Source organism: Sphingomonas jinjuensis (genome assembly GCF_014197105.1).
Lineage (GTDB): Bacteria > Pseudomonadota > Alphaproteobacteria > Sphingomonadales > Sphingomonadaceae > Sphingomonas > Sphingomonas jinjuensis.
Genome location: NZ_JACIEV010000001.1, coordinates 359,057 through 379,678, shown reverse-complemented (window position 1 = coordinate 379,678; position 20,622 = coordinate 359,057). Strand labels below are relative to the sequence as shown.

Annotated in this window: 17 protein-coding genes; 5 read left to right on the top strand and 12 right to left on the bottom strand. The window is 68.7% G+C overall.

From position 1 onward, the window contains the following. Positions 1 to 90: 90 nt before the first annotated feature. The 4 genes from GGQ80_RS01770 to hppD form a co-directional block, all read right to left on the bottom strand. Entirely contained in the window at positions 91 to 450 is a 360-nt protein-coding gene (locus tag GGQ80_RS01770; protein WP_183982000.1) for a Rieske 2Fe-2S domain-containing protein, read from the bottom strand. Beyond that, a complete protein-coding gene (maiA, locus tag GGQ80_RS01765; protein ID WP_183981999.1) occupies positions 447 to 1,079 on the bottom strand; it encodes a maleylacetoacetate isomerase in 633 nt (210 codons plus the stop codon). Before maiA ends, GGQ80_RS01770 begins: the two co-directional genes overlap by 4 nt. Next, on the bottom strand, positions 1,076 to 2,377 hold the full coding sequence (gene hmgA / locus GGQ80_RS01760) for a homogentisate 1,2-dioxygenase (protein ID WP_183981998.1): 1,302 nt from the start codon (positions 2,375 to 2,377) through the stop codon (positions 1,076 to 1,078). Before hmgA ends, maiA begins: the two co-directional genes overlap by 4 nt. Positions 2,378 to 2,556: 179 nt before the next feature. Continuing rightward, the gene (gene hppD, locus GGQ80_RS01755) at positions 2,557 to 3,609 is read right to left on the bottom strand and encodes a 4-hydroxyphenylpyruvate dioxygenase (RefSeq protein WP_183981997.1); all 1,053 of its coding nucleotides are present in this window, start codon (positions 3,607 to 3,609) and stop codon (positions 2,557 to 2,559) included. Between the two features lie 83 nt (positions 3,610 to 3,692). On the opposite strand from hppD, the gene GGQ80_RS01750 reads away from it, so the two are divergent. Then, positions 3,693 to 4,139: a MarR family winged helix-turn-helix transcriptional regulator gene (locus GGQ80_RS01750; RefSeq protein ID WP_183981996.1), complete on the top strand. Its 447-nt coding sequence runs from the start codon at positions 3,693 to 3,695 to the stop codon at positions 4,137 to 4,139. 48 nt (positions 4,140 to 4,187) lie between these two features. Here the strand turns inward: GGQ80_RS01750 and GGQ80_RS01745 are convergent, their stop codons facing one another. The 3 genes from GGQ80_RS01745 to GGQ80_RS01735 form a co-directional block, all read right to left on the bottom strand. Next, the gene (locus tag GGQ80_RS01745; RefSeq protein WP_183981995.1) at positions 4,188 to 4,751 is read right to left on the bottom strand and encodes a porin family protein; all 564 of its coding nucleotides are present in this window, start codon (positions 4,749 to 4,751) and stop codon (positions 4,188 to 4,190) included. A 94-nt stretch (positions 4,752 to 4,845) separates the two neighbouring features. Next, positions 4,846 to 5,538, bottom strand: coding sequence for a DUF6445 family protein (locus GGQ80_RS01740; protein ID WP_183981994.1), 693 nt, complete (start codon positions 5,536 to 5,538; stop codon positions 4,846 to 4,848). After that, the gene (locus GGQ80_RS01735; protein WP_425505997.1) at positions 5,538 to 7,001 is read right to left on the bottom strand and encodes a S41 family peptidase; all 1,464 of its coding nucleotides are present in this window, start codon (positions 6,999 to 7,001) and stop codon (positions 5,538 to 5,540) included. Before GGQ80_RS01735 ends, GGQ80_RS01740 begins: the two co-directional genes overlap by 1 nt. Before the next feature lie 131 nt (positions 7,002 to 7,132). Here GGQ80_RS01735 and GGQ80_RS01730 point away from each other — a divergent pair, with 131 nt between their 5' ends. After that, a complete protein-coding gene (locus GGQ80_RS01730; RefSeq protein WP_183981993.1) occupies positions 7,133 to 7,489 on the top strand; it encodes a hypothetical protein in 357 nt (118 codons plus the stop codon). 113 nt (positions 7,490 to 7,602) lie between these two features. Here the strand turns inward: GGQ80_RS01730 and pepN are convergent, their stop codons facing one another. Continuing rightward, entirely contained in the window at positions 7,603 to 10,197 is a 2,595-nt protein-coding gene (pepN, locus tag GGQ80_RS01725; RefSeq protein WP_183981992.1) for an aminopeptidase N, read from the bottom strand. A 108-nt stretch (positions 10,198 to 10,305) separates the two neighbouring features. On the opposite strand from pepN, the gene GGQ80_RS01720 reads away from it, so the two are divergent. Continuing rightward, complete coding sequence (locus GGQ80_RS01720) at positions 10,306 to 11,925, top strand: M28 family metallopeptidase (protein WP_183981991.1); 1,620 nt, start codon at positions 10,306 to 10,308, stop codon at positions 11,923 to 11,925. Positions 11,926 to 12,046: 121 nt separating this feature from the next. Here the strand turns inward: GGQ80_RS01720 and GGQ80_RS01715 are convergent, their stop codons facing one another. Beyond that, complete coding sequence (locus tag GGQ80_RS01715; protein WP_183981990.1) at positions 12,047 to 12,343, bottom strand: sel1 repeat family protein; 297 nt, start codon at positions 12,341 to 12,343, stop codon at positions 12,047 to 12,049. 100 nt (positions 12,344 to 12,443) lie between these two features. Continuing rightward, entirely contained in the window at positions 12,444 to 13,235 is a 792-nt protein-coding gene (locus tag GGQ80_RS01710) for an SDR family oxidoreductase (protein ID WP_183981989.1), read from the bottom strand. Between the two features lie 57 nt (positions 13,236 to 13,292). On the opposite strand from GGQ80_RS01710, the gene GGQ80_RS01705 reads away from it, so the two are divergent. Then, positions 13,293 to 14,048: an ATP-binding cassette domain-containing protein gene (locus GGQ80_RS01705; protein WP_183981988.1), complete on the top strand. Its 756-nt coding sequence runs from the start codon at positions 13,293 to 13,295 to the stop codon at positions 14,046 to 14,048. A 17-nt stretch (positions 14,049 to 14,065) separates the two neighbouring features. Further along, positions 14,066 to 15,583: an ABC transporter permease/substrate-binding protein gene (locus GGQ80_RS01700; protein WP_183982442.1), complete on the top strand. Its 1,518-nt coding sequence runs from the start codon at positions 14,066 to 14,068 to the stop codon at positions 15,581 to 15,583. A 3-nt stretch (positions 15,584 to 15,586) separates the two neighbouring features. On the opposite strand, the gene GGQ80_RS01695 is transcribed toward GGQ80_RS01700, so the two are convergent. Then, positions 15,587 to 18,295, bottom strand: a complete 2,709-nt coding sequence (locus tag GGQ80_RS01695; RefSeq protein ID WP_183981987.1) for a porin family protein — start codon at positions 18,293 to 18,295, stop codon at positions 15,587 to 15,589. A gap of 215 nt (positions 18,296 to 18,510) precedes the next feature. Next, on the bottom strand, positions 18,511 to 20,583 hold the full coding sequence (locus GGQ80_RS01690; RefSeq protein ID WP_183981986.1) for a malate synthase G: 2,073 nt from the start codon (positions 20,581 to 20,583) through the stop codon (positions 18,511 to 18,513). Between the last annotated feature and the right edge of the window lie 39 nt (positions 20,584 to 20,622).

Below are 20,622 nucleotides of genomic sequence, written 5' to 3'. Positions count from 1 at the left end.
GCTCGTCTCGAACCACCTGTCCTTCGAGACGCCGCTTCGACGGCGCTCAGCGGCTCCTCAGGACGAACGGTTGCGAAAAGCGAATGGCGTTCAAGCCGTAACGATCGTCCCATCCCTTACCGTGACAGGCCAGGGCGTGAGCGCCTGGCCGACGCACGGGCCGCCGACGCAGGTGCCGCTCTCGATCGTGAACAGCGCGCCGTGCCACGAGCAGGCGATGAGGTCCCCCTTGGGCGTCAGATAATCGTCGAGCGTCTGGGCGAGTGGGACGCCGGCGTGCGGGCAGCGGTCGAGATAGCCGTGGACGCTGTCACCCCCGCGGACGACGAAGCCGTGGAAGCGGCCGGCGCGCAGCTGGAGGACATAGTTGCGCGCCTTGCCGTCGGGAATCGCGTCGAGCGGGCCGAGGGCCACGCCCGGCGGGGTCGCCGTCAGCCGAGCATCGCTCACGCGGGGTCGGCGTCGGGCTGGCGGCTGGGGTGGGCGCTCGTCGTGCGAGCCGCGGTCGCGGCACCGGCGGCGACGAGGCGCGGGTAGGGCGTCACGTCGACGCCGAAGCGGTTCGCCGAATAGAGCGCGGGCACGATCAGGCAGTCGGCGAGCGTCGGCGTCGCGCCATAGGCGAAGCCGTCGCCATGGCGTTCGATCAGCGTCTCCAGCGCGGCGAAGCCATCGGCCATCCAGCGACCGACCCACGCATTCGAATGCGCCTCATCCTGCCCGAAGTCCTTCTTCAACGACTTGAGGATGCGCATATTGTGGAGCGGATGGATGTCGGCGGCGATCGCCATCATCATCGCGCGGACGATGGCGCGGCCGTTGGCGTCGGACGGCATCAGCGGCGGTTCGGGGAACCGCTCGTCGAGCCATTCGAGAATCGCGACGCTCTGCGTCAGGACGACGCCGTCGACCTCGAGCGCGGGGATCAGCCGCTGCGGATTGAGCCGGGCATAATCGGGTGCCGCCTGTTCGCCGGTGCGCAGGTCGTGGTTGACCTGGCTGTAGGCGAGGCCCTTGAGCGCCAGGCCGATGCGGACGCGATAGGCGGCGCCCGAGCGCCAATAGCCGTGGAGGATCATCGCGGCAGCGCCGCCTTCGGGAAATCGGCCCAGACCGCGTCGTAATCGAGCTGGCTGTGTTCGAGCGCGTACAACGTCGGGCGATAGGGCCAGCAGCTTTCGAGCATGAACGCCATCGTGCCGTCGATCTTGTGCGGCTTCAACTCGGCATTCGACGCACCCTGCCAGCTGGCGACATCGGGACCGTGGCCCGCCATGAGGTTGTGGAGCGAGATGCCGCCGGGCCGGAAGCCTTCCGCCTTGGCGTCATAGGCGCCGGTGATGAGGCCCATCGCTTCGGACATGACGTTGCGGTGGAACCAGGGCGGGCGGAACGTGTCCTCCGCCACCATCCAGCGCGGGGGGAAGATGACGAAGTCGGCGTTGGCGCGGCCGGGCACGTCCGACGGGCTGGTCAGCAGCGTGAAGATCGACGGATCGGGATGATCGAAGCTGACGGTGTTGATCGTGTTGAAGCGCGACAGGTCATAGCGCCAGGGCGCGAGGTTGCCGTGCCACGCGACGACGTCGAGCGGCGAATGATCGAGCGTCGTCGTCCACAGGCTGCCGAGGAATTTCTGGACGACCTGCGTTTCCTCGTCCTTGTCCTCGTACCAGGCGACCGGCGTTTCGAAATCGCGCGGGTTCGCGAGGCCGTTGGCGCCGATGGGCCCCAGATCGGGCAGGCGGAACAAGACGCCGTGATTTTCCGCGACATAGCCCGATGCGGTGCCGTCGGGGAGCATCGCCTTGAAGCGGACGCCGCGCGGGATCAGTGCGATCTGGCCCGGCGCCACCTCGATCCGGCCGAGTTCGGTCAGCAATTCGAGCCGGCCGGCCTGGGGGATGAACAGCAGCTCGCCATCGGCGTCCATGAAGACGCGCGCGTCCATGTCCCGATTGGCAGCGTAGACGTGGAGCGCGACGCCCTCCAGCTCGGCGGGATCGCGGTTGGCCATCATCGTGACCATGCCGTCGATCAGGTCGGTCGGCGTGGCTGGCATCGCCAGTGGATCCCAGCGCAGCCGGTTGGGAGCGAGCGGGGTATCGTCGGTGCCGGGGGCGAGCAGCTTGGCGCCGTCATAGCGTTGGTAGGCGGGGTGCTCGGCAGTCGGGCGCATCCGGTAGAGCCAGCTGCGGCGATTCTCGTGGCGCGGCGCGGTGAAGGCGGTGCCGGACAATTGCTCGGTGTAGAGGCCGAAGGCGGGTCGCTGCGGCGAATTGCGGCCGATCGGCAGCGCGCCGGGCACCGCCTCGGTCGAGACGTGGTTGCCGAAGCCGGGGATATAGGCAGGGGTTCGGGGGTGGTGGTCGGTCATTGTTTTGGCGTCCTCTCCTGCTTCCACCACCCCTGCATCAACCCCTCTCCCGGCGGGAGAGGGGCAAGCCGCGTCAGCGGCGCGGGGTGAGGGCGGAGGCGACCCATGGCATGGTCGCCACCCTCACCCTTCCGCCGCGCTGTGCGCGGCTCCCTCCCTCTCCCACAGGGAGAGGGAAATCATGCGTCGACGGTAATGACGCCCCGCCGGATCTGATCGAGTTCGATGCTCTCGTACAACGCCTGGAAATTGCCGTTGCCGAAACCCTCGTTGCCCTTGCGCTGGATGATCTCGAAGAAGATCGGGCCGACCATCGTCTCGGTGAAGATCTGGAGCAGGATGCCCTCGTCCTCGACGTCGCCGTCGATCAGGATGCGGTTCTTGCGCAGCCGCTCGAGGTCCTCGCCGTGGCCGGGGACCCGCTTGTCGACAAGCTCGTAATAGGTTTCGATCGTGTCCTGCAGCTTGACGCCGCGGGCGCGCAGCTTTTCGACCGTGGTGAAGATGTCGTCGGTCGTCAGCGCGAGGTGCTGGATGCCCTCGCCGTTATAGTCGCGGATGAATTCCTCGATCTGGCTCTTGTCGTCCTGGCTCTCGTTCAGCGGGATGCGGATCGCCTTGTCGGGGGCGATCATCGCCTGGCTGAACAGGCCGGTCGCCTTGCCCTTGATGTCGAAATACTTCTGCTCTTCGAAGCCGAAGATGCGGCCGTAGAATTCGGACCACACGCGCATCTGGCCACGGCGGACGTTGTGGGTGAGGTGGTCGAGCAGGTCGAGGCCGACGTTGTTCTCCGCCTCCGCCTGTTGCCAGCCCGGCACGTCGTCCCAGTCGGCGAACAGGTCCTTATCGTCGACGAGATAGAGCAGCGAGCCGCCGATCCCCTCGATCGCGGGCACGTCGTCGAGCGCGGCGCCGGCGGGCGCGGGCTTGGCGCCGGCGGCGATGGCGGCCTCGCGCGCGGCGTCGGCATCGGCCACGTTGAAGCCCATCGCGCTGGCCGAGGGGCCGTGCGCGGCGCGGAAGTCGGCGGCGTGGCCGTCGGCCATGCGGTTGAGCAGCAGGTTGATGCGGCCCTGCTTGTAGCGGACCACGTCCTTCGTCGGATGCGTCGCGGCGGCGACGAAGCCCATCATCTCGAACTGGCGGGCAAGCGCTTGCGGATCGGGCGAGGTGAACTCGCAGAAGGCGAAGCCGTCGAGCCCCATCGGATTGACGTCCATATGTTCCATATCGTCGCTCCCGAACTGGTATCAGTTGTTACCAAAGTCTCTGCGCCGTTGCCAAGCTGGTGTCAATCGTTACCACTCTGGCCATGGCGAACCGCAGCCTCGTTCTGGCGAACTTCATCCCCTATCGCCTGTCGGTGACATCGAACCTCGTCAGCGACGCGATCGCGCGCACCTATGAGGCGTTGTTCGGGCTCAGCATTCCCGAATGGCGGCTGGTGGCGGTGGTGGCCGAGGCGGGGGCGATCACGCAGCAGGCGATCGGGCAGCAGACGCGGATGGACAAGGTGACGGTCAGCCGCGCCGCGATCGCGCTGGTCGAACGCGGGCTGATGGCGCGTGCCGCGAACCCCGACGACAAGCGATCGCACCTGCTCGAGCTGACCGGGGCGGGGCGGCAGCTGTACGCGGCGATCGCGCCCAAGGCGCTGGCGCTGGAAGAGCGGATCTTCGCGGCCTTCAGCGCCGAGGAGGTGGCGGCCTTCACCGCGATGCTGGCGCGGATCGAGGAACAGGCGCTGGCGATCGAGTGACGGTGGCCGCCGCCGGCCCGGTGGGGGCGCGGCGGCGGGGAGCAAGGATCAGAAGCGAACGCCGAGCGAGCCGGCGAGCTGACGGCGCTGGAGGTTGAGGTCGTAGAACCGGCCATAGTCGCCGTAGTTGATTTCGACCGCGCCGTAGAAACGACGACCGAAATTCACCCCGATGCCAATCGCGCCCTGGACGCCATCGGCGGTGTCGCTGGCGGTCAAGCCGGTGTCGCGGGCACTGATCTTGATCTGGGTGTAGCCGAGCTTGCCGTACAGCTGCGCCTTCGGGCTGATCTCGATGCCGACGCGACCACCCGCACCGATATTATGGTTAACATCCAAGCAGATGCTGCCGTCGCACAGTGACACACCCGACGTTTCATAGGTGCCGTAGGCGCCGAGCGTGACCGTCTTCGACACCGCGAGGTCATAACCGATCTCACCGCCGAACGACGCAGCGCTACCGATCTTGTAGACTTCATCGTCGCCATCGGTGGTGACGGTCGGCGTCTCATAGCCGATCCGCGCTTCGATACGCGCGCCGGCGAAGTCCTGCGCCGACGCAACGGTCGGACACGTCACGACAGCTGCCGCGAGCAGCAAACCCTTATACATATTGATTATTTCCCCGGATAAGCTTTCCGACCTTTGTCGGACGCGCCGCACTTATTTGCATCAATACTTCAGTGCAATGATTCCGGCGAAGGATTCATCCAAACAGGAAGCTGTTGATGCTCAATCGCCCCGTGACGGGATCGGCCGGGAGCGGGATGTCGGCAGGAATATGGGCGCAGTGGAGCAGGTGGCTGCGATAGATCAGGGCGCGGTTAGGCCGCGCGTGATGCACCGCGACCTGCTCGTAGAGCGGCGTGTCGCCGGCGATATAGGCGGGATCGGGCAGGCCGTGGGCGGCGATGCCGCGTTCGAGCGCCGCCTTGAACGCGGGGTGGCGGGCAGCGTCGATCGTCTCGAAGCCGGTCTCGCGCTGGCGATAAAAGGCGGTGCCGCCCTGCTCGGCGCCCGACAGGTAGATCAGGATCGCGAGCCGGTTCGGCTCAAGCCCGTCGACGTGTGGCAGGCGTTGGATCGGGGCGAGGGCGGACGGGGGCGTGGTGACGATCGAGAAGAAGCATTCGAGCACCGGCGGCACCGGATCGAGCGCGAAGGTGTCGCTGATCAGCGCCGCCAGCTCGTCGCGCATCCGGGTGGCCACGCGATAGGGCACCGGGCTGCGGATGCCGGGGTAGTGGGCGCCCATCGTGCCATAGTCGGCGGCCTCCGCCAGCCCACGCCATTTGGGCAGGTCGGCGAGCATATCGTCGATGACGATCACCGGCTGCTGCTCAAGGCCCTGCCGCTCGAAGCGGATGGTCGCATCGGGATTGAGGATTGCCGCCGGCATCAGAACAGACCCGGCACCTCGCGCTGGGCGGTGTCGGGGCGGTCGGGAGTCAGCAGCGTGCGATTGCCGCTGTTGCCGAGGTGCGCCGCCTGGACGGTGACGTCGCCCGCGATTGCGCTGCACGGCCGTCCGGCGAGGAAGTCGATCGCGGCGCGCGTCGATGCCTCTTGCGGGTCGCCAAGCGGCTTGCTGGTGTCGTCGGCGGCGCGGCAGGTCGCCTCCATCGTGCCGGCGAGCCCATCGAAATAGCCGCCCTGGCGCGCGGCGTTCTGGGTGGCGAAGGCGATGACGCGGAGCCGGTCGTCGCACGACGGCCGGTCGATCGCGATCTGGCCGACCGGCTTGCCATAGGTGTTGGTGCCGATCAGCGCCGCCGCACCGTGGAGATAGGGGATGAAGGCGTTCATCACCAGCTCGCTGGCCGAGGCGCTGGCGCCGGTGCCGATGAAGGCGATCCGCGTCGCGCCGATCGATTGCGGCTGGGGCGAGAAGTAGCGGGTCGAGTTCTGCGACGACTTCGACGCGCGATAGGCAGTATAGCTGAAGACGTCGCCGGTCGAGCGCTTCCCGCCGAGCAGGTTGCCCATCAGCTCCGCGATCGAGACGAGCCCGCCGCCGTTGTAGCGCAGGTCGACGATGATCTTGTCGATGCCCGCGCTTCGAAATTGCGCGAAGATGGTGCGCAGCGCCGGATCGGCAGGGCCGATGAAGGTGCGCAGGTTGACGTAGCCATAGCGCTGGCCCCCGTCCTCGAGGATCTTGCCGCCGTAGCGCGACGACACGGGGGTAAGGTCGTAGGCCGCCTTGGTAATGGTGACGTCGCGCACCGTGCCGCCGGGATCGGTGACGCGCAGCACGCGGGTGATGCCGGCGGTGTTGGGACCGAGCGCGGCGCTGACGCCGCCGGTGCCCTCGCTGGCGATGATCGACGAGACGGTGCGCAGGTCGGCGGACGTGGTGCCGATCGCCAGGATCTCCGTCCCGCGATCGAGGCCCGCGGCTAGCGCGGGCGCACCCTCGAAGGCTTCGGCGATGAAGGCGCGGCGGGCGGCCGCATCGGTAGACAGGCGGACGCCGAGACCCGCGCTGCTGCCCGAGTCATAATAGGCGTCCTCGCTCGCGATCGACGTGAGATAGGTGAAATAGCGGTCTCGCCGCTGGGCCCGCGCCGTCGCCGTCAGCGCGTCGATATAGGCCTCGACGGTCGAATAGCTCGACGGATCGAGGTTGGCCGGCAGCGTTTCGGGGAAGAGATACCATTCGTTGAGCTGAGCCGCGGCCCAATCCTGGCGGCCGCGCAGGCTGCAACTGGCGGTCGGCGTCGGGCTGGGCGCCGGCGTCACCGTGCCCGAGGTGACGGTCGGACCGATGCCCCCACTGGTGCCCCCGCCGCCATCCCCGCCGCATCCCGCCAGCGTCGCGGCCATCGCCGCCGCCACCAGCCACCGCCGCTGCCTCATCATCGCCACATCCATCCTTCGCCGCGCAGCTTAGTACAGCGACGCAAGCGCGCCAGATGAATTCTAGTCACGGCCGCGCAACGATTGGTCTACAGACGAATTGTCGATCCGATGCGACCGAACAGGAGGAAGTCATGACGATGCGTGCCGCTCTTCTTTGTGCATGTGCGTTGTCGCTGGCGGCGTGTGGCGAACCCGTCGCCGACCAGGGCAACAGCATCGCGGCGGCAGCGGCGGGAAAGCCCGACGCCGAATTCGCCAAGCGCATCGCGTCGCTGACGCCGCAGCAGCTCAACGGCCTGTTGTTCCGCGCCGTGCGCGATGCGGGACGCGACTGCCAGCAGGTGACATCGTCGCAGAAGCAGGCCGATGTGGGCGGCCGCCCCGCCTGGACCGCGGTGTGCGACGAGCGGACGACGTGGCTGGTCGTGCTGGGCGCCGAGGGCGTCGCGACGGTGACCGCGGCGGGGACGACGCCGGCCGCGGGGTAATAGCTGAACCCGTTCGTGCTGAGCGAAGTCGAAGCACATGTAACGACCGGGTCGCCCGGGGCATGTCCTTCGACTTCGCTCAGGACGAACGGATTGGGGGTGTCGGTCTCTGGCTAATCCAGACTCTTCGATGCCTGTTCGAACAAGTCCTTCGACAGGCCCGGCGTCGCGACGATCCGTTCCAGCTCGGCGCGCATCAGCGCGGCGCGGTTGGGGTCGAAGCGGCGCCAGCGGCCGAGCGGCGGCATCAGCTTGGCCGCGGTCTGCGGATTGAGCTTGTCGAGCGCGATCAGCTGGTCGGCGAGGAAGCGATAGCCGCTGCCGTCGGCGGCGTTGAAGGCGCGCTGGTTGGCGCCGAACGCGCCGAGCAGGCTGCGCGCGCGGTTGGGGTTGGCGAGGGTGAAGTCGGGATGCTCCGCGAGCTGGCGGACGACGTCGCCGGTGTCGTCGCGCGACGACAGCGCCTGGGTCTGGAACCACTTGTCGAGGACGAGACCGTTGTCGGCGTAGCGGTTGTAGAAGATGTCGAGCGCCGCCTCGCGCTCGCCCGCGTCGCCGTTCGCCAGCGCCGACAGCGCGCCCTGGCGATCGGTCATATTGTCGGCGGACTCGAACAGCGAGAAGGCGAGGCCGGCGGCATCGGCCGCACCGCTCGCCGCGATATAGCCGAGCGCGACGGCGCGCAGACGGCGGTGGCCCTTCGCCGCCGGCGTGTAGGCATACGGCCCATCGGGCGCCGCCGCATAGGCGCTGCGCCACTGGTCGGCGAGTCGCTTGCCGAGATCACGGCGTAGTGCTTCGCGGGCGTGGAACACCGCGTCGGGATCGACGATCGCGAGCTGGTCGCCGATGAATGCCTCCGACGGCAGCAGCACGGCTTCGGCGACGAAGGCGGGGTCGAGATCGGGGTTGGCGAGCGTGTCGGCGACGGCGTCGACCACGGCGTCGTGATCGGCGCGCCCCTCGATCGCGGCGGCGACGAGCGTGTCGAGCATCAACTGTTGCATCGCTTCATAGCGGGCGAAGGGATCGTCGTCGTGGCGGGCGAGGAAGGCGAGGTCGGCGGCGCTGCGGTCGCTGTCGATCACGACGGGGGCGGAGAAACCGCGGTTGATCGACAGCACGGGGCGCTCGGTCACGTCGTCGACGACGATCGTCGCGGCAGGGTCCTTGAGCAGGAACAGCTGCTCGTCGGTCAGCGCGCGGCCGGTCTCGGCACCGAACAGGCGCAGCTTGAGCGGGATGACCATCGCCGCCTTCTCGGGCTGGCCGGGGGTCGGCGGCTGGTGCTGGGCGAGGCGGATCGTGGCGCGGCCCTCGCCCGCGTCATGCGCGATGCTGGCGGCGACGCGCGAGGTGCCGGCCTGCGAATACCAGCGGCGGAACTGGCCGAGGTCGATGCCGCTCGCCTCCTCCATGCACGCGACGAAATCCTCGCAGGTCGCGGCGGTGCCGTCGAAGCGCTCGAAATAAAGGTCGGTCGCGGCGCGGAAGGCCTGCGGGCCGAGGATCGTCGCCATCATACGGATCAGCTCGGCGCCCTTGTTGTAGATGGTCGCGGTGTAGAAGTTGCTGATCTCGATATAGCTGTCGGGGCGCACCGGATGCGCGAGCGGTCCCGCATCCTCGGGGAACTGGGCGGCACGCAGGCCCCGGACGTCCTCGATCCGCTTGACCGCGGCCGAGCCCTGATCGGCGGAGAACCCCTGATCGCGATAGACGGTGAAGCCTTCCTTCAGGCTCAGCTGGAACCAGTCGCGGCAGGTGATCCGGTTCCCCGACCAGTTGTGGAAATATTCGTGCGCGACGACGGCGGCGATCGCGTCGTAGTCATAATCGGTCGCGGTGTCGGGATCGGCGAGGATGTAGCGGCTGTTGAAGATGTTCAGCCCCTTGTTCTCCATCGCACCGAAGTTGAAATCATCGACGGCGACGATGTTGAACACGTTGAGGTCGTATTCGCGCCCATAGACCTGCTCGTCCCAGGCCATCGACAGCTTGAGCGCGTGGAGGGCGTGCTCGGTGCGCGCGATGTCGGCCTGGCGCACCCAGATGCCGAGCTGGACGGTGCGACCCGAGCGGGTGACGAACTCGCCGCGATTGACCGCAAGGTCGCCGGCGACGAGCGCGAAGAGATAGGATGGCTTGGGAAAGGGATCGCGCCATTCGGCCCAATGGCGACCGTCGCCGGCATCGCCCGCCGCGATCGGATCGCCATTGGCGAGCAGCACGGGGAAGCGCGCCTTGTCGGCGGTCAGGCGGACGAGGTAACGCGACAGCACATCGGGCCGATCGGGGAAGAAGGTGATGCGGCGGAAGCCCTCGGCCTCGCACTGAGTGCAGAGGTTCCCGCCGCTGGCATAGAGGCCCATCAGCTGGGTGTTGCGATCGGGGGCGATGCGGACCTTCGTCTCGATCGTGTGGGCGTCGCCGGGCAGATCGATGACGAGTTGATCGCCCTCCATCCGCCAATCGTCGATCGCGATGCCGTCGACGCTGACCGTCAGCAGCTCCAGCGCCTCGCCGTCGAGGCGCAGCGGTTCGTCGGCCACGCCGTTGCGGGCGACGGTCAGCCGCGCCGTGACGATCGTCGCGGCGGGATCGAGATCGAAATCGAGCGCGATGTCGGGCACGGCCCAGGCGGGCGGCCGATAGTCGGCACGGCGGATGGCGGCCGGCTGGGCGATGGCGTGCAGGGCGTCGAGCATCCCTTCTCTATAGGTACGCAAGCGGAAGAGCGGAAGGATGACGGAGGGGCTTGCGCGGATGGGCTTCTCCTGTGCTACCCGAACGATACACAGGAGAGACCAAGCCCCATGATCCGCACGCTGAGCGCGCTCGCGCTCGTTCTCGCTTCCACCGCCTCGTTCGCCGCCGAGGACCGGCCGCTGCCCGCCGACCAGGCGGCGATGAAGGCGCATGTCATGTTCCTCGCCTCGGACGCGATGAAGGGGCGCGAGGCGGGCAGCCCCGAATTCGACATCGCCGCGCAATATGTCGCAGCGCAGTTCTTTGCGGCGGGGCTGAAGCCGGGCGGCGACGACGGCGGTTATCTGCAGAAGGTGCCGCTCGTCAGCTATCAGGCGGCGGACAAGGGCGATGTCGTGTGGACCCCGCGCGGCAGCCAGCCGCAGCCTTTAGTGTTCGGCGAGGATTTCGTGCCGTCGCCCAACGCCGGGGCGGCGGAGACCAAGCTGTCGGCGCCCGTCGTCTTCGTCGGCTACGGCATCCTCGCGCCGCAATATGGCCACGACGACTACAAGGGCGTCGACGTGCGCGGCAAGATCGTCGCCTATGTCGGCGGGGCACCGGCGCGCTTCGGCGGCGAGGAGCGTGCGTTCTTCCAGTCGGGCGGGACCAAGGCGACGACGGCGATGCAGCGCGGCGCGGTCGGCGTGGTCACGATCGAGACGCCACGCGCGGGGCGCCCGTCGGGCATCGCGCGCATGGCGCAATTCTACGACGCGCCGCGGATGACCTGGGCGACGAAGGCGGGGGTCGGCCAGCTGACCGGTGCGCCCAACCTCGGCACGATCAGCCAGGCGGGAGCGGCCAAGCTGTTCGCGGGGGCCCGGATGCCGTGGTCGGCGGTGGTCGCCGAGCTGGCGAAGCCGGTGCCACAGCTGCGCAGCCAGCCGCTGATGGGACGACTGACCGCGGTGACGCGAACGCGCTTCACACCGGCGGCGAGCAGCAACGTCGTCGGCATGATCCCCGGCAGCGACCCGGCGTTGGCAAAGGACGTGGTGATCCTGTCCGCACACCTCGACCATATCGGCGTCAGCCGCGCCGGCGAGGGCGATCGGATCAACAACGGCGCGCTCGACAACGCGATCGGCATCGCCAGCCTGATCGAGGAAGCCAAGCGCTTCACCGCGAGCGGCGAGAAGCCGAAGCGGACCGTGATGTTCCTGGCGGTGACGGGCGAGGAGAAGGGCCTGGTCGGATCCGACTATTTCACCAACAACCCGACGGTGCCGCTGAAGAGCATCGTCGCCGACGTCAATCTCGACATGCCGATCCTGACCTATCGCTTCGAGGACATGATCGTGTTCGGCGCCGAGCGATCGACGCTGGGGCCGATCGTGCGCGATGCGGTGGCGAGCGCGGGGGTGTCGCTTTCTCCCGATCCGATGCCGCAGGAGGGCATCTTCGTGCGCTCCGACCATTTCCGCTTCGTGCAGAAGGGAATCCCGTCGGTGTTCCTGTGGCCGGGGCAGAAGGGGCCGGGCAAGGCAGCGGTCGAGACGTTCATGGCGAAGAACTATCACCGCCCGTCGGACGACCTGTCGCAGCCGATCGATTGGAGCCAGGGGCCGCGCTTCGTCGACGTCAACTATCGCATCGCGCGCGCGATCGCCGATGCGCCGACCCGGCCGCTGTGGAACCGGGGGGATTATTTCGGGACGTTGTACAAGGGCCCGATGGGGAAGTAGCCGGCCGACGCTTCGTTTCCGTCACCGTCATGCTGAACTTGGTTCAGCATCTCCTCGCCGCAGGCGTTTCGCCCGGTCGAAGGAGATCCTGAAACGAGTTCAGGATGACGCTTGCTGTGGATCAGGCCGCGCGGCGCTGGGTCGAGCCGAGCCAGGCGCGGGCCGCGGCCTGGGCGGTGGCGATTTCGCGCGCGGTCATCTCATCGGCGATCTCGGCGCGGCAGTGGTGAGCCTCTTCGGACCCCGCGACCGCGGCAAGGTTGAACCATTTATGCGCTTCGATCAGGTCGATACCGACGCCGCTGCTGCCGGTCGAATAGCAGACGCCCAGATCATACAGGGCGTCGGTCGAGCCGTGCGCGGCATCGCGCATCCGGCTTTCGATCAGGAACTGGGCACTCTTGCTGCTGTTGGCCATGGAATCTCATCCCGCATATCCATGACCTCTGCATGCAGTGATTCGGCCTGATAAATGGTTAACGTCGCTGTTGACGATAATGTCGTTGCGAAAACGTAACTTAACCGCCCAATGTTCGCTTCATTCGCTTGCGCAGCGAGCCGGGCATCCAGCGCGCGGCAAAGGCCAGCCGATGCGCCGTCTTGCCGACATAGGTGTGCAGGCGCGTGCCGTGGACTGCGGCCCAGGCGGCCTCCGCCACCGCCTCGACCGGGGTCAGCTCGAGCCCCGCGGCGGTCACCGTCTCGCGGATGCTGCGGTTGCTGTTCGCCGACACGCCATCCAGCAATGGTGTCTCGATAAAGCTGGGCACTAGATCGCGGACGCGGATGCCCGCGGCATGCCATTCGCCGTCGAGCGCCTCGGTCAGCGCGCGGACCGCGAACTTGGTCGCGGAATAGGTGGCGAGCCCCGACGAGCCATAGATCGCCGATGCCGAGGCGGTGTTGAGCAGGCACGATCCCGGCGTGCGGGCGAGATAGGGATAGGCAAGCTTCGCGCCGTTGACGACGCCGGTGAAATTGACCGCGATGGTGCGGTCGACATCGTCGAAGCTGGTGTCGGCGAGCGGCCCGCCGGTGCCGATCCCGGCGTTGTTGAACAGGACGTCGAGCCGTCCGCCGCTCGCCTCGACGAAGGCGGACAGCGCCTCGTTCCACGCCTCGCGGTCGCGCACGTCGAGGTGGTAGCGTTGCGCCATGCCGCCGCCGAGCAGCGCCATCGTCTCGGCCAGGCCGGCATCGTTGACGTCGGCGATCCCGACCCGCCAGCCGCGCTGCGCGAACAGCCGTGCGGTCGCGCGGCCGATCCCCGATGCCCCGCCGGTGATGAAGATCGAGCGGATCTCGCTCATGCTGTCACGCCTCTCCTGGTTTGACCTTGGCCGGAGCATCCCGCATCACGCCAGGCGATGCCAGCACAATCGCTTGTCTTCGATGGCGTGACCAAGCGGTTCGGCGGGACGGCGGTGGTCGACGACGTCTCGGTCGCGATCGAAGGCGGCAGCCTGGTGGCGCTGGTCGGCACGTCGGGATCGGGCAAGTCGACGCTGCTCAAGACGATCAACCGGCTGGTCGAGCCCGATGCGGGCCGCGTGCTGATCGACGGCAGCGATGTCGCCGAGGGGCCGGCGCCGCTGCTGCGGCGCGGGATCGGCTATGTCTTTCAGGGCATCGGGCTGTTCCCGCACCTGACGGTGGCAGAGAATGTCGCGATCGGGGCGCGGATCGCCGGGCGGGACGCGGACGTGGCGGCATTGCTCGACCTGGTGGCGCTGCCGCGCGCCATGGCGGATCGCTATCCCTCGGCGCTGTCGGGCGGTCAGCAGCAGCGCGTCGGCATCGCCCGCGCGCTGGCGCCGAAGCCTGGCGTGCTGCTGCTCGACGAGGCGTTCGGCGCGCTCGATCCGGTGACGCGCGATACGCTGGGGCAGGAAATACGCGCGCTGCACGAGCGGTTGGGGCTGACGACGATCCTGGTGACGCATGACATGGCCGAGGCGCTGCTGCTCGCAACGCGGGTGCTGGTGATGCAGGCCGGGCGGATCGTCGGCGATGCGAGCCCGCGCGACCTGGCCAATGGCGGCGGTGGTGAGGCGGCGCAGTCGCTGATGGCGGTGCCGCGGCATCAGGCCGAGCGGCTGCGCGCACTGGAGCACGGCGGGTGAGCGCGTTCTTCGACGCGATGGGGCGGGTGCCGCCGCTGCTGGCGCAGCATGTCCTGCTGGCCGGCGCGGCGTTGCTGCTGGGGATGACGATCAGCCTGCCGCTGGCGGTGTGGTCGGCGCGGCGGCCGGGGGTGGCGCGGGTCGCGCTGGGCGCGGCGAGCCTGGTCCAGACGGTGCCGGGGCTCGCACTGCTCGCGCTCTTCTATCCGCTGCTGCTGTGGCTGTCGGGACTGGTCGGTGGGGGAATACCGGCGCTGGGATTCCTGCCGGCGCTGCTGGCGCTGACGCTCTATGCGGTGCTGCCAATCCTGCGCAACGGCGTCGCCGGTCTGGGCGGGATCGATCCGGCGGTGCGCGAGGCGGCGGATGCGGTGGGGATGACGGCGGCGCAGAAGCTGCGGCTAATCGAGGCGCCGCTGGCGTTGCCGGTCGTCGTCGCCGGCATCCGCACCGCGGCGGTGTGGACGATCGGCGCGGCGACGCTGTCGACGACGGTGGGCCAGCCAAGCCTGGGCGACATGATCTTCGCCGGATTGCAGACACAGGCGTGGGCGCTGGTGCTGGCGGGCTGCGTCGCGGCGGCGGGGCTGGCGCTGGCGGTGGATGCGCTGATCGGGTTGATCGAGCGCGGGCTGACGCGGCGGCGGCGGGGACTGTGGGTGACCGGCGTGGCGCTGCTCGTCGCCGGGTTGGCGCTGGCGACCGCGCCGCTGTGGCGTCATGGCGGCGAGCGGACCGTCGTGGTCGGCGCCAAGAATTTTTCCGAGCAATATATCCTTGCCCGGCTGATCGGCGACCGGCTGGAGAAGGCGGGATATCTCGTTGAATATCGCGACGGGCTGGGTTCGGCGGTGGTGTTCGGCGCGCTGTCGAGCGGGTCGGTCGACGTCTATGTCGACTATGCGGGCACGATCTGGACGGCCGAGATAAAGCGCACCGACACGCCGCCGCGGGCCGAGATGGTGGCCGCGATCGGCGATTGGGCGAAGCGGACGCGCGGCGTCGGACTGGTCGGCGCGCTGGGGTTCGAGAATGCCTATGCCTTTGCGATGAAGAGCGATCGTGCGGCGGCGCTGGGCGTGACGAGCCTCGACGACTTGGTCGGCCGAGCGCCGGACCTCGTGCTGGGCAGCGATCTGGAATTCCTCGACCGGCCGGAATGGGCGGCGGTACGGCGGGCCTATCCGCTGCGCTTCGCCAGGACGGCGCCGTACAGCCCGACCTTCATGTACCGCGCACTGGAGAGCGGTGCGGCCGACGTCATCTCCGCCTTCTCCAGCGACGGGCGGATCGCGGCCGACAGGCTGACGGTGCTGAGCGATCCGCGCGGGGCGATCCCGGGCTATGACGCGATTCTGCTGGTCTCACCCAAGCGGGCCGCGGACGCGCGCTTCACGGCGGCGTTGCGGCCGTTGGTGGGGCGAATCCCGGTCGAGGTGATGCGCGAGGCGAATTATCGGGTCGACCGGGATACGAGGAAGCAGACGCCTGAGGCAGCGGCGCGGTGGTTGGCGGCGAAGGTGGGGCTCAAATAGCCATCAGAAGAACAGCTTGCGCACGCTCACCCGCACCGCGCGGCCGAGCGGGTCGAGATAGGCGGGCTGGTAGCTGACGGGGACGGTGCCGTCCGACGTCGTCACCCGCTGGCGGCTGTTGAAGAGATTGGTCACCGCGAAGGTGACGCGCATGCCGCGCACCCAGGGATGCTCGCGCACCAGCCCGAGCTGCTGGCCGAGATCGGCGAACAGCCTGAGGTCGGCGGTGCCGAGGCCCGAGAAGTCGAGCGGTTCGGGATTGCCAGGCGTGCCGCCATTGACCCGCGTGCCGCTGGCGTAATTGACCGACAGTCGCGCGCCGAGACCGTTGTTGTTGTAGCCGGCCTGGCCCTCGATCTCGTGCCGCGACGTACCGCCGCCGCCGCCGAGCGTGTCGCCGTTGAGCAGGTCGAGCGTCGGGCCACCGTCCGCCACCGTGACGCGGTTGGTGAAGCGCCAGGTGTGATAGACCGCGAATTGCAGCCGCCCGCCACCGCCGCCCCGGCCGCCGCCGAACCCACCACCGCGGAAGCCGCCGCCACCGCCGCCAAAGCCGCGACCGCCGAAGCCGCCACCGGGACCGCCCTGCCCCGCCTGGCCGCCGCCGCCGGGCGCGTCGGGGTTGCGGTTTTCGCCCGGCGCGGTGCCGGTCGGTGCATCGCCCGCATTGGGCGGTGGTGGCGTGGTGTCGCCATCGCCGCGATTGCGCCGCGGCTGGCCGTCGCCGCCGGCGGGCCCGCGTCCGCCGGGGAAGGTCAGGCCGGCGAAGGGATTGGGTCCGGTGCCGGCGCGGAATGCCTCGATCTGCTTCTGGATCTTGGATTTCAGCGGCACCGAGAAGTTGATGCCGTAGCGCAGCTCCGATGCCTCCGACCTGGCGAAATTGACCGGGCGGGTGTCGACGCGCAGCAGGTTGCCGCCCGCGTCGCGGACGAAGCGATCGGGGAAGACCGCCTGGATCGCCGCGGTCGGCGACGTCAGCGACTGGATCGGATCGTCGATCCGGGTGTGGGTGAAGTTGGCGGTGAAGTTGACGTCGCGCTTCGTCCAGGGCGCGATCGTCAGCCCGATCTTGTCGACGCGGCGGTTGTCGGCGCGCAGGTTGGGATTGCCGCCGGTGATCGCGGTGATGGTGGCGGTCGTCCCGGTGACGAAGTCGAAGAAGCGCTGGTTGGGCGTTACCAGCTGCGGATTGCCGAGCTGCTGCGCGCTCGGCGCCTCGTCCTGCTGGCTGACCGACCCGATCAGGCGCACGCCGACCACCGGCGACCAGTTGGCGCCATAGCCCCAGCTTTTGAGCGTGCCGAAGTCGGACAATCGGTTGATTGCGGCGTTGCCGTTGACCGACAGGTTGCCGAGGAACGCGAGCACGTCCTTGCCGCGGCTGGCGATCGGCACGTCGAGGTTGATGCGGCCGTTGACGCTGTCGCGCGACACGTCGCCGGTCTGGATCAGGCCGGCACGATAGGAGCGGCTGGTGAAGTCGCTGGTCGTCGCGCCGACGCGGATGCTGGTCGAGACATCGCCGGCCGGCAGGGTGAAGATCGGCTTGTAGGCGAGCAGGTTGACGTTGCCGGTGTTCGATACCGCATAGCCGCGGTTGGCCGGCGAGGCGCCGATGTCCGCCGGGGTCAGCAGGCCGAGCGGGTTGGCGGAGGGATCGCCCGCCAGGAGGCGCGCCTGATAGGCGGCGCTGTCGACGCCGACGTCGGTGAAGGTCTGGGTGGCGCTGCGATCATAGGCGCCGGTCAGCGTCCAGTTCCAGCCCGACGTCACGCCGTTGGCGGTGGTGCCGAGGTGGGTGTTGATGATCGAAGTGCGCGTTTCGAGCGGGTTGAACCCGCCACCATTCAGGACGCGCGACACGCTGCCGCCGCCGGGCAGCGTAAAGTTGACGGTGGGCAGGCCGAATTGGCCGGTCGTTTCGGTGATGTCGATCTGGCCGTTGAGCGTCGCCGACACCGATCCGATCGGCCGGGCATAGACGGCGTTGACCGAGGCGCTGCGACTCTCGGGCAGCAGCGTGCGGTAGGGCCGCTGGTCGAAGGCGACCGCCGCGCCCTCGGTCGACTGGGCCGAGATGTTGCGCTCCGCCTCGGTCAGCGCCGAGCTTTGCGACAGCGTGGTGTGGAGGTTGAAGCGGCGGCCTTGGCGGATCGTCAGCAGGTCGAGATCGCCCTGCGGCGTGTTGCGGCCGCCCGCGGTCGGCTGGGTATCGCGCAGCTCGACGGTGGTGGCGCGGAAGCGGCGGCGAAGGACGATGTTCACGACGCGCTGGTCGGCGCTGTAGCCGTATTTCAGCGCGACTTCCTCGGGCAGGATCTCGGTCCGGGCGATCGCCTCGGTCGGGATGTCGCGGATTTCCTGGAAGCCGGCGATGCGCTTGCCGTCGAGCAGGACGACCGGCGCGCCGCCCGCACCGCTGCGCGTCTGGGGCGCGAGTTCGGTGAGCAGGTCGGCCACCGAGCTGACGCCGTAGCTGCGGATATCGGCCGGCCCCAGCGTCTGTTCGGGCGAAATGTCGCCGACGACCGAGCCCGGCGGCTTGCGGCTGCCGGTGACGATGATGTCGGGCTCGTCGGCTTCCTCTTCCTGCGGCGCCGGGGCGGTCGCCGCCGGGGTTGCCGGCGCCGCCGGCGCGGGCGTCGCCTGCTGCGCCGCCGCCATCGCCGGCCAGCTCGCCGCCATCATCATCGCCCAACCGTATCGCATGTTCGTCCCCTGTCTTCGAGCGCGGGCGGTAGGGGGGAAATGTCGCAAGATTATGCCGGATTTATTGTGATGGCGTTCAAGCCCCATCCGTTCCTGGTGAGGAGGCGCTGAGCGAAGTCGAAGCGCCGTCTCGAACCACACGCCCGGAACCTGCCCTTCGAGACGAGGCTTCGACTTCGCTCAGCCTCTCCTCAGGGCGAACGGAGGTAGGGGAGTTAATGCCCCTTCTTCCGCAGCCGGTACGCATGCAGCAGCGGTTCGGTGTAGCCGCTGGGCTGGTCCACGCCTTCGAACACCAGCGCGCGGGCGGCCTGGTAGGCGAGGCCCGCGCCGCCGCTCAACGGTTCGTAGGCGGGGTCGCCGGCGTTCTGGGCATCGACCTTCGCGGCCATGCGGGTGAAGGCGGCGTCGATCTCTGGCGGGGTGACAACGCCGTGGAGCAGCCAGTTGGCCATGTGCTGCGCGCTGATGCGCAGCGTCGCGCGGTCCTCCATCAGGCCGATGTCGTGGATATCGAGCACCTTGGAGCAGCCCACGCCCTGGTCGATCCAGCGGACGACATAGCCGAGGATCCCTTGCGCGTTGTTGTCGAGTTCCTCGCGGATCTCCTCGGGCGACCAGTTGCGGCCCTTCGCCAGCGGCACGGCGAGCAGCTTCGACAGCGGCGCCACCGGCTCGGCGGCGCGTTCGGCGCGGCGGGCGAAGACGTCGACGTCGTGATAGTGCGTCGCGTGGAGCGTCGCCGCGGTGGGGCTCGGCACCCAGGCGGTGTTGGCGCCGGTCATGGGATGGCTACGCTTCTGGTCGAGCATGTCGGCCATGCGATCGGGGGCGGCCCACATGCCCTTGCCGATCTGCGCCCGGCCCGACAGGCCGCAGGCGAGGCCGATCTGGACGTTGCGATCCTCGTACGCGGCGATCCAGTCGCTCGCCTTCATCGCGCCCTTGCGGATCATCGGCCCGGCCCGCATCGAGGTGTGGATCTCGTCGCCCGTCCGGTCGAGGAAGCCGGTGTTGATGAAGACGATACGGTCCTGCACCGCGTGGATCGTCGCGACAAGATTGGCGCTGGTGCGCCGCTCCTCGTCCATCACTCCGACCTTGATCGTGTGGCGGGGCAGGCCGAGCAGGTCCTCGACCGCGTCGAACAGGTCGTTGGTGAAGGCGGCTTCGTCCGGCCCGTGCATCTTGGGCTTCACGATATAGATCGAGCCGGTGCGGCTGTTGCGGAAGCGGCCCAGGCCCTTCAGGTCGTGGAGCGCGATGGCGCTGGTGACGATCGCGTCGACGATGCCCTCGGGCGCCTCGCTGCCGTCGGCGAGCAGGACCGCAGGCGTCGTCATCAGATGGCCGACGTTGCGGACGAACAGCAGCGAGCGGCCGGGGACGATCAGCTCGCTGCCGTCGCTGGCGGTGTAGCGGCGGTCGTCCTCGAGCGTGCGGGTCATCGTCTCGCCGCCCTTGGTGAAGCTGGCGGCAAGGTCGCCGCGCATCAGGCCGAGCCAGTTGCGATAGGCCGCGACCTTGTCGTCGGCATCGACCGCGGCGATCGAATCCTCGAGGTCGATGATCGTCGTCAGCGCGCTTTCGAGGAGGACGTCCGCGATATGGGCAGGGTCGGAGCGGCCGATCGGGTGGGCGGGGTCGACGACGACCTCGATGTGGAGGCCGTGGTGGCGGAAGAGCCAGTTATCGCCGTTGCGGCCGACCAGTTGCGACGGATCGGCGAGCGTCGGGGTGCCCCCGGTCCAGTCGGCCCAGCTGCCGTCCGCTAGGGGTACGGCGCGGTCGAGGAAGGCCTTGGCCCAGGCGATGACCTTTGCGCCGCGGTCTGGGTCGTAGCCCTTGCCGGCCGGTGAGCCGGGTATCGCATCCGTCCCGTACAGCGCGTCATACAGGCTGCCCCAGCGGGCGTTGGCGGCGTTGAGCGCGAAGCGGGCGTTGAGCGCGGGGACCACGAGCTGCGGGCCGGCGAGGCGGGCGATCTCGTCGTCGACGTTCTCGGTGGCGACCTCGAAGGGCGCAGGCTCGGGGACGAGATAGCCGATGGCGCGGAGGAACGCCTCGTAGGCGGCAGTATCGGTGACGTCGCCGTCCCAGCCGTCGATCGCGGCCTGGAGCTCGTCGCGGCGGGCGAGCAGGGCGCGGTTGCGGGGGGCGAACGCGGCCAGGATCGCGGCGGTGCCATGCCAGAAGCCGGCGGCGTCGATGCCGGTGCCGGGCAGCACCTCGGCCTCGATGAAGTCGGCGAGGGGCGCCGCGACCTTAAGGCCGGCCTTGTCGATCATGTCGTCACTCCTTCACGTGCCGCACGGATGCGGCATCGG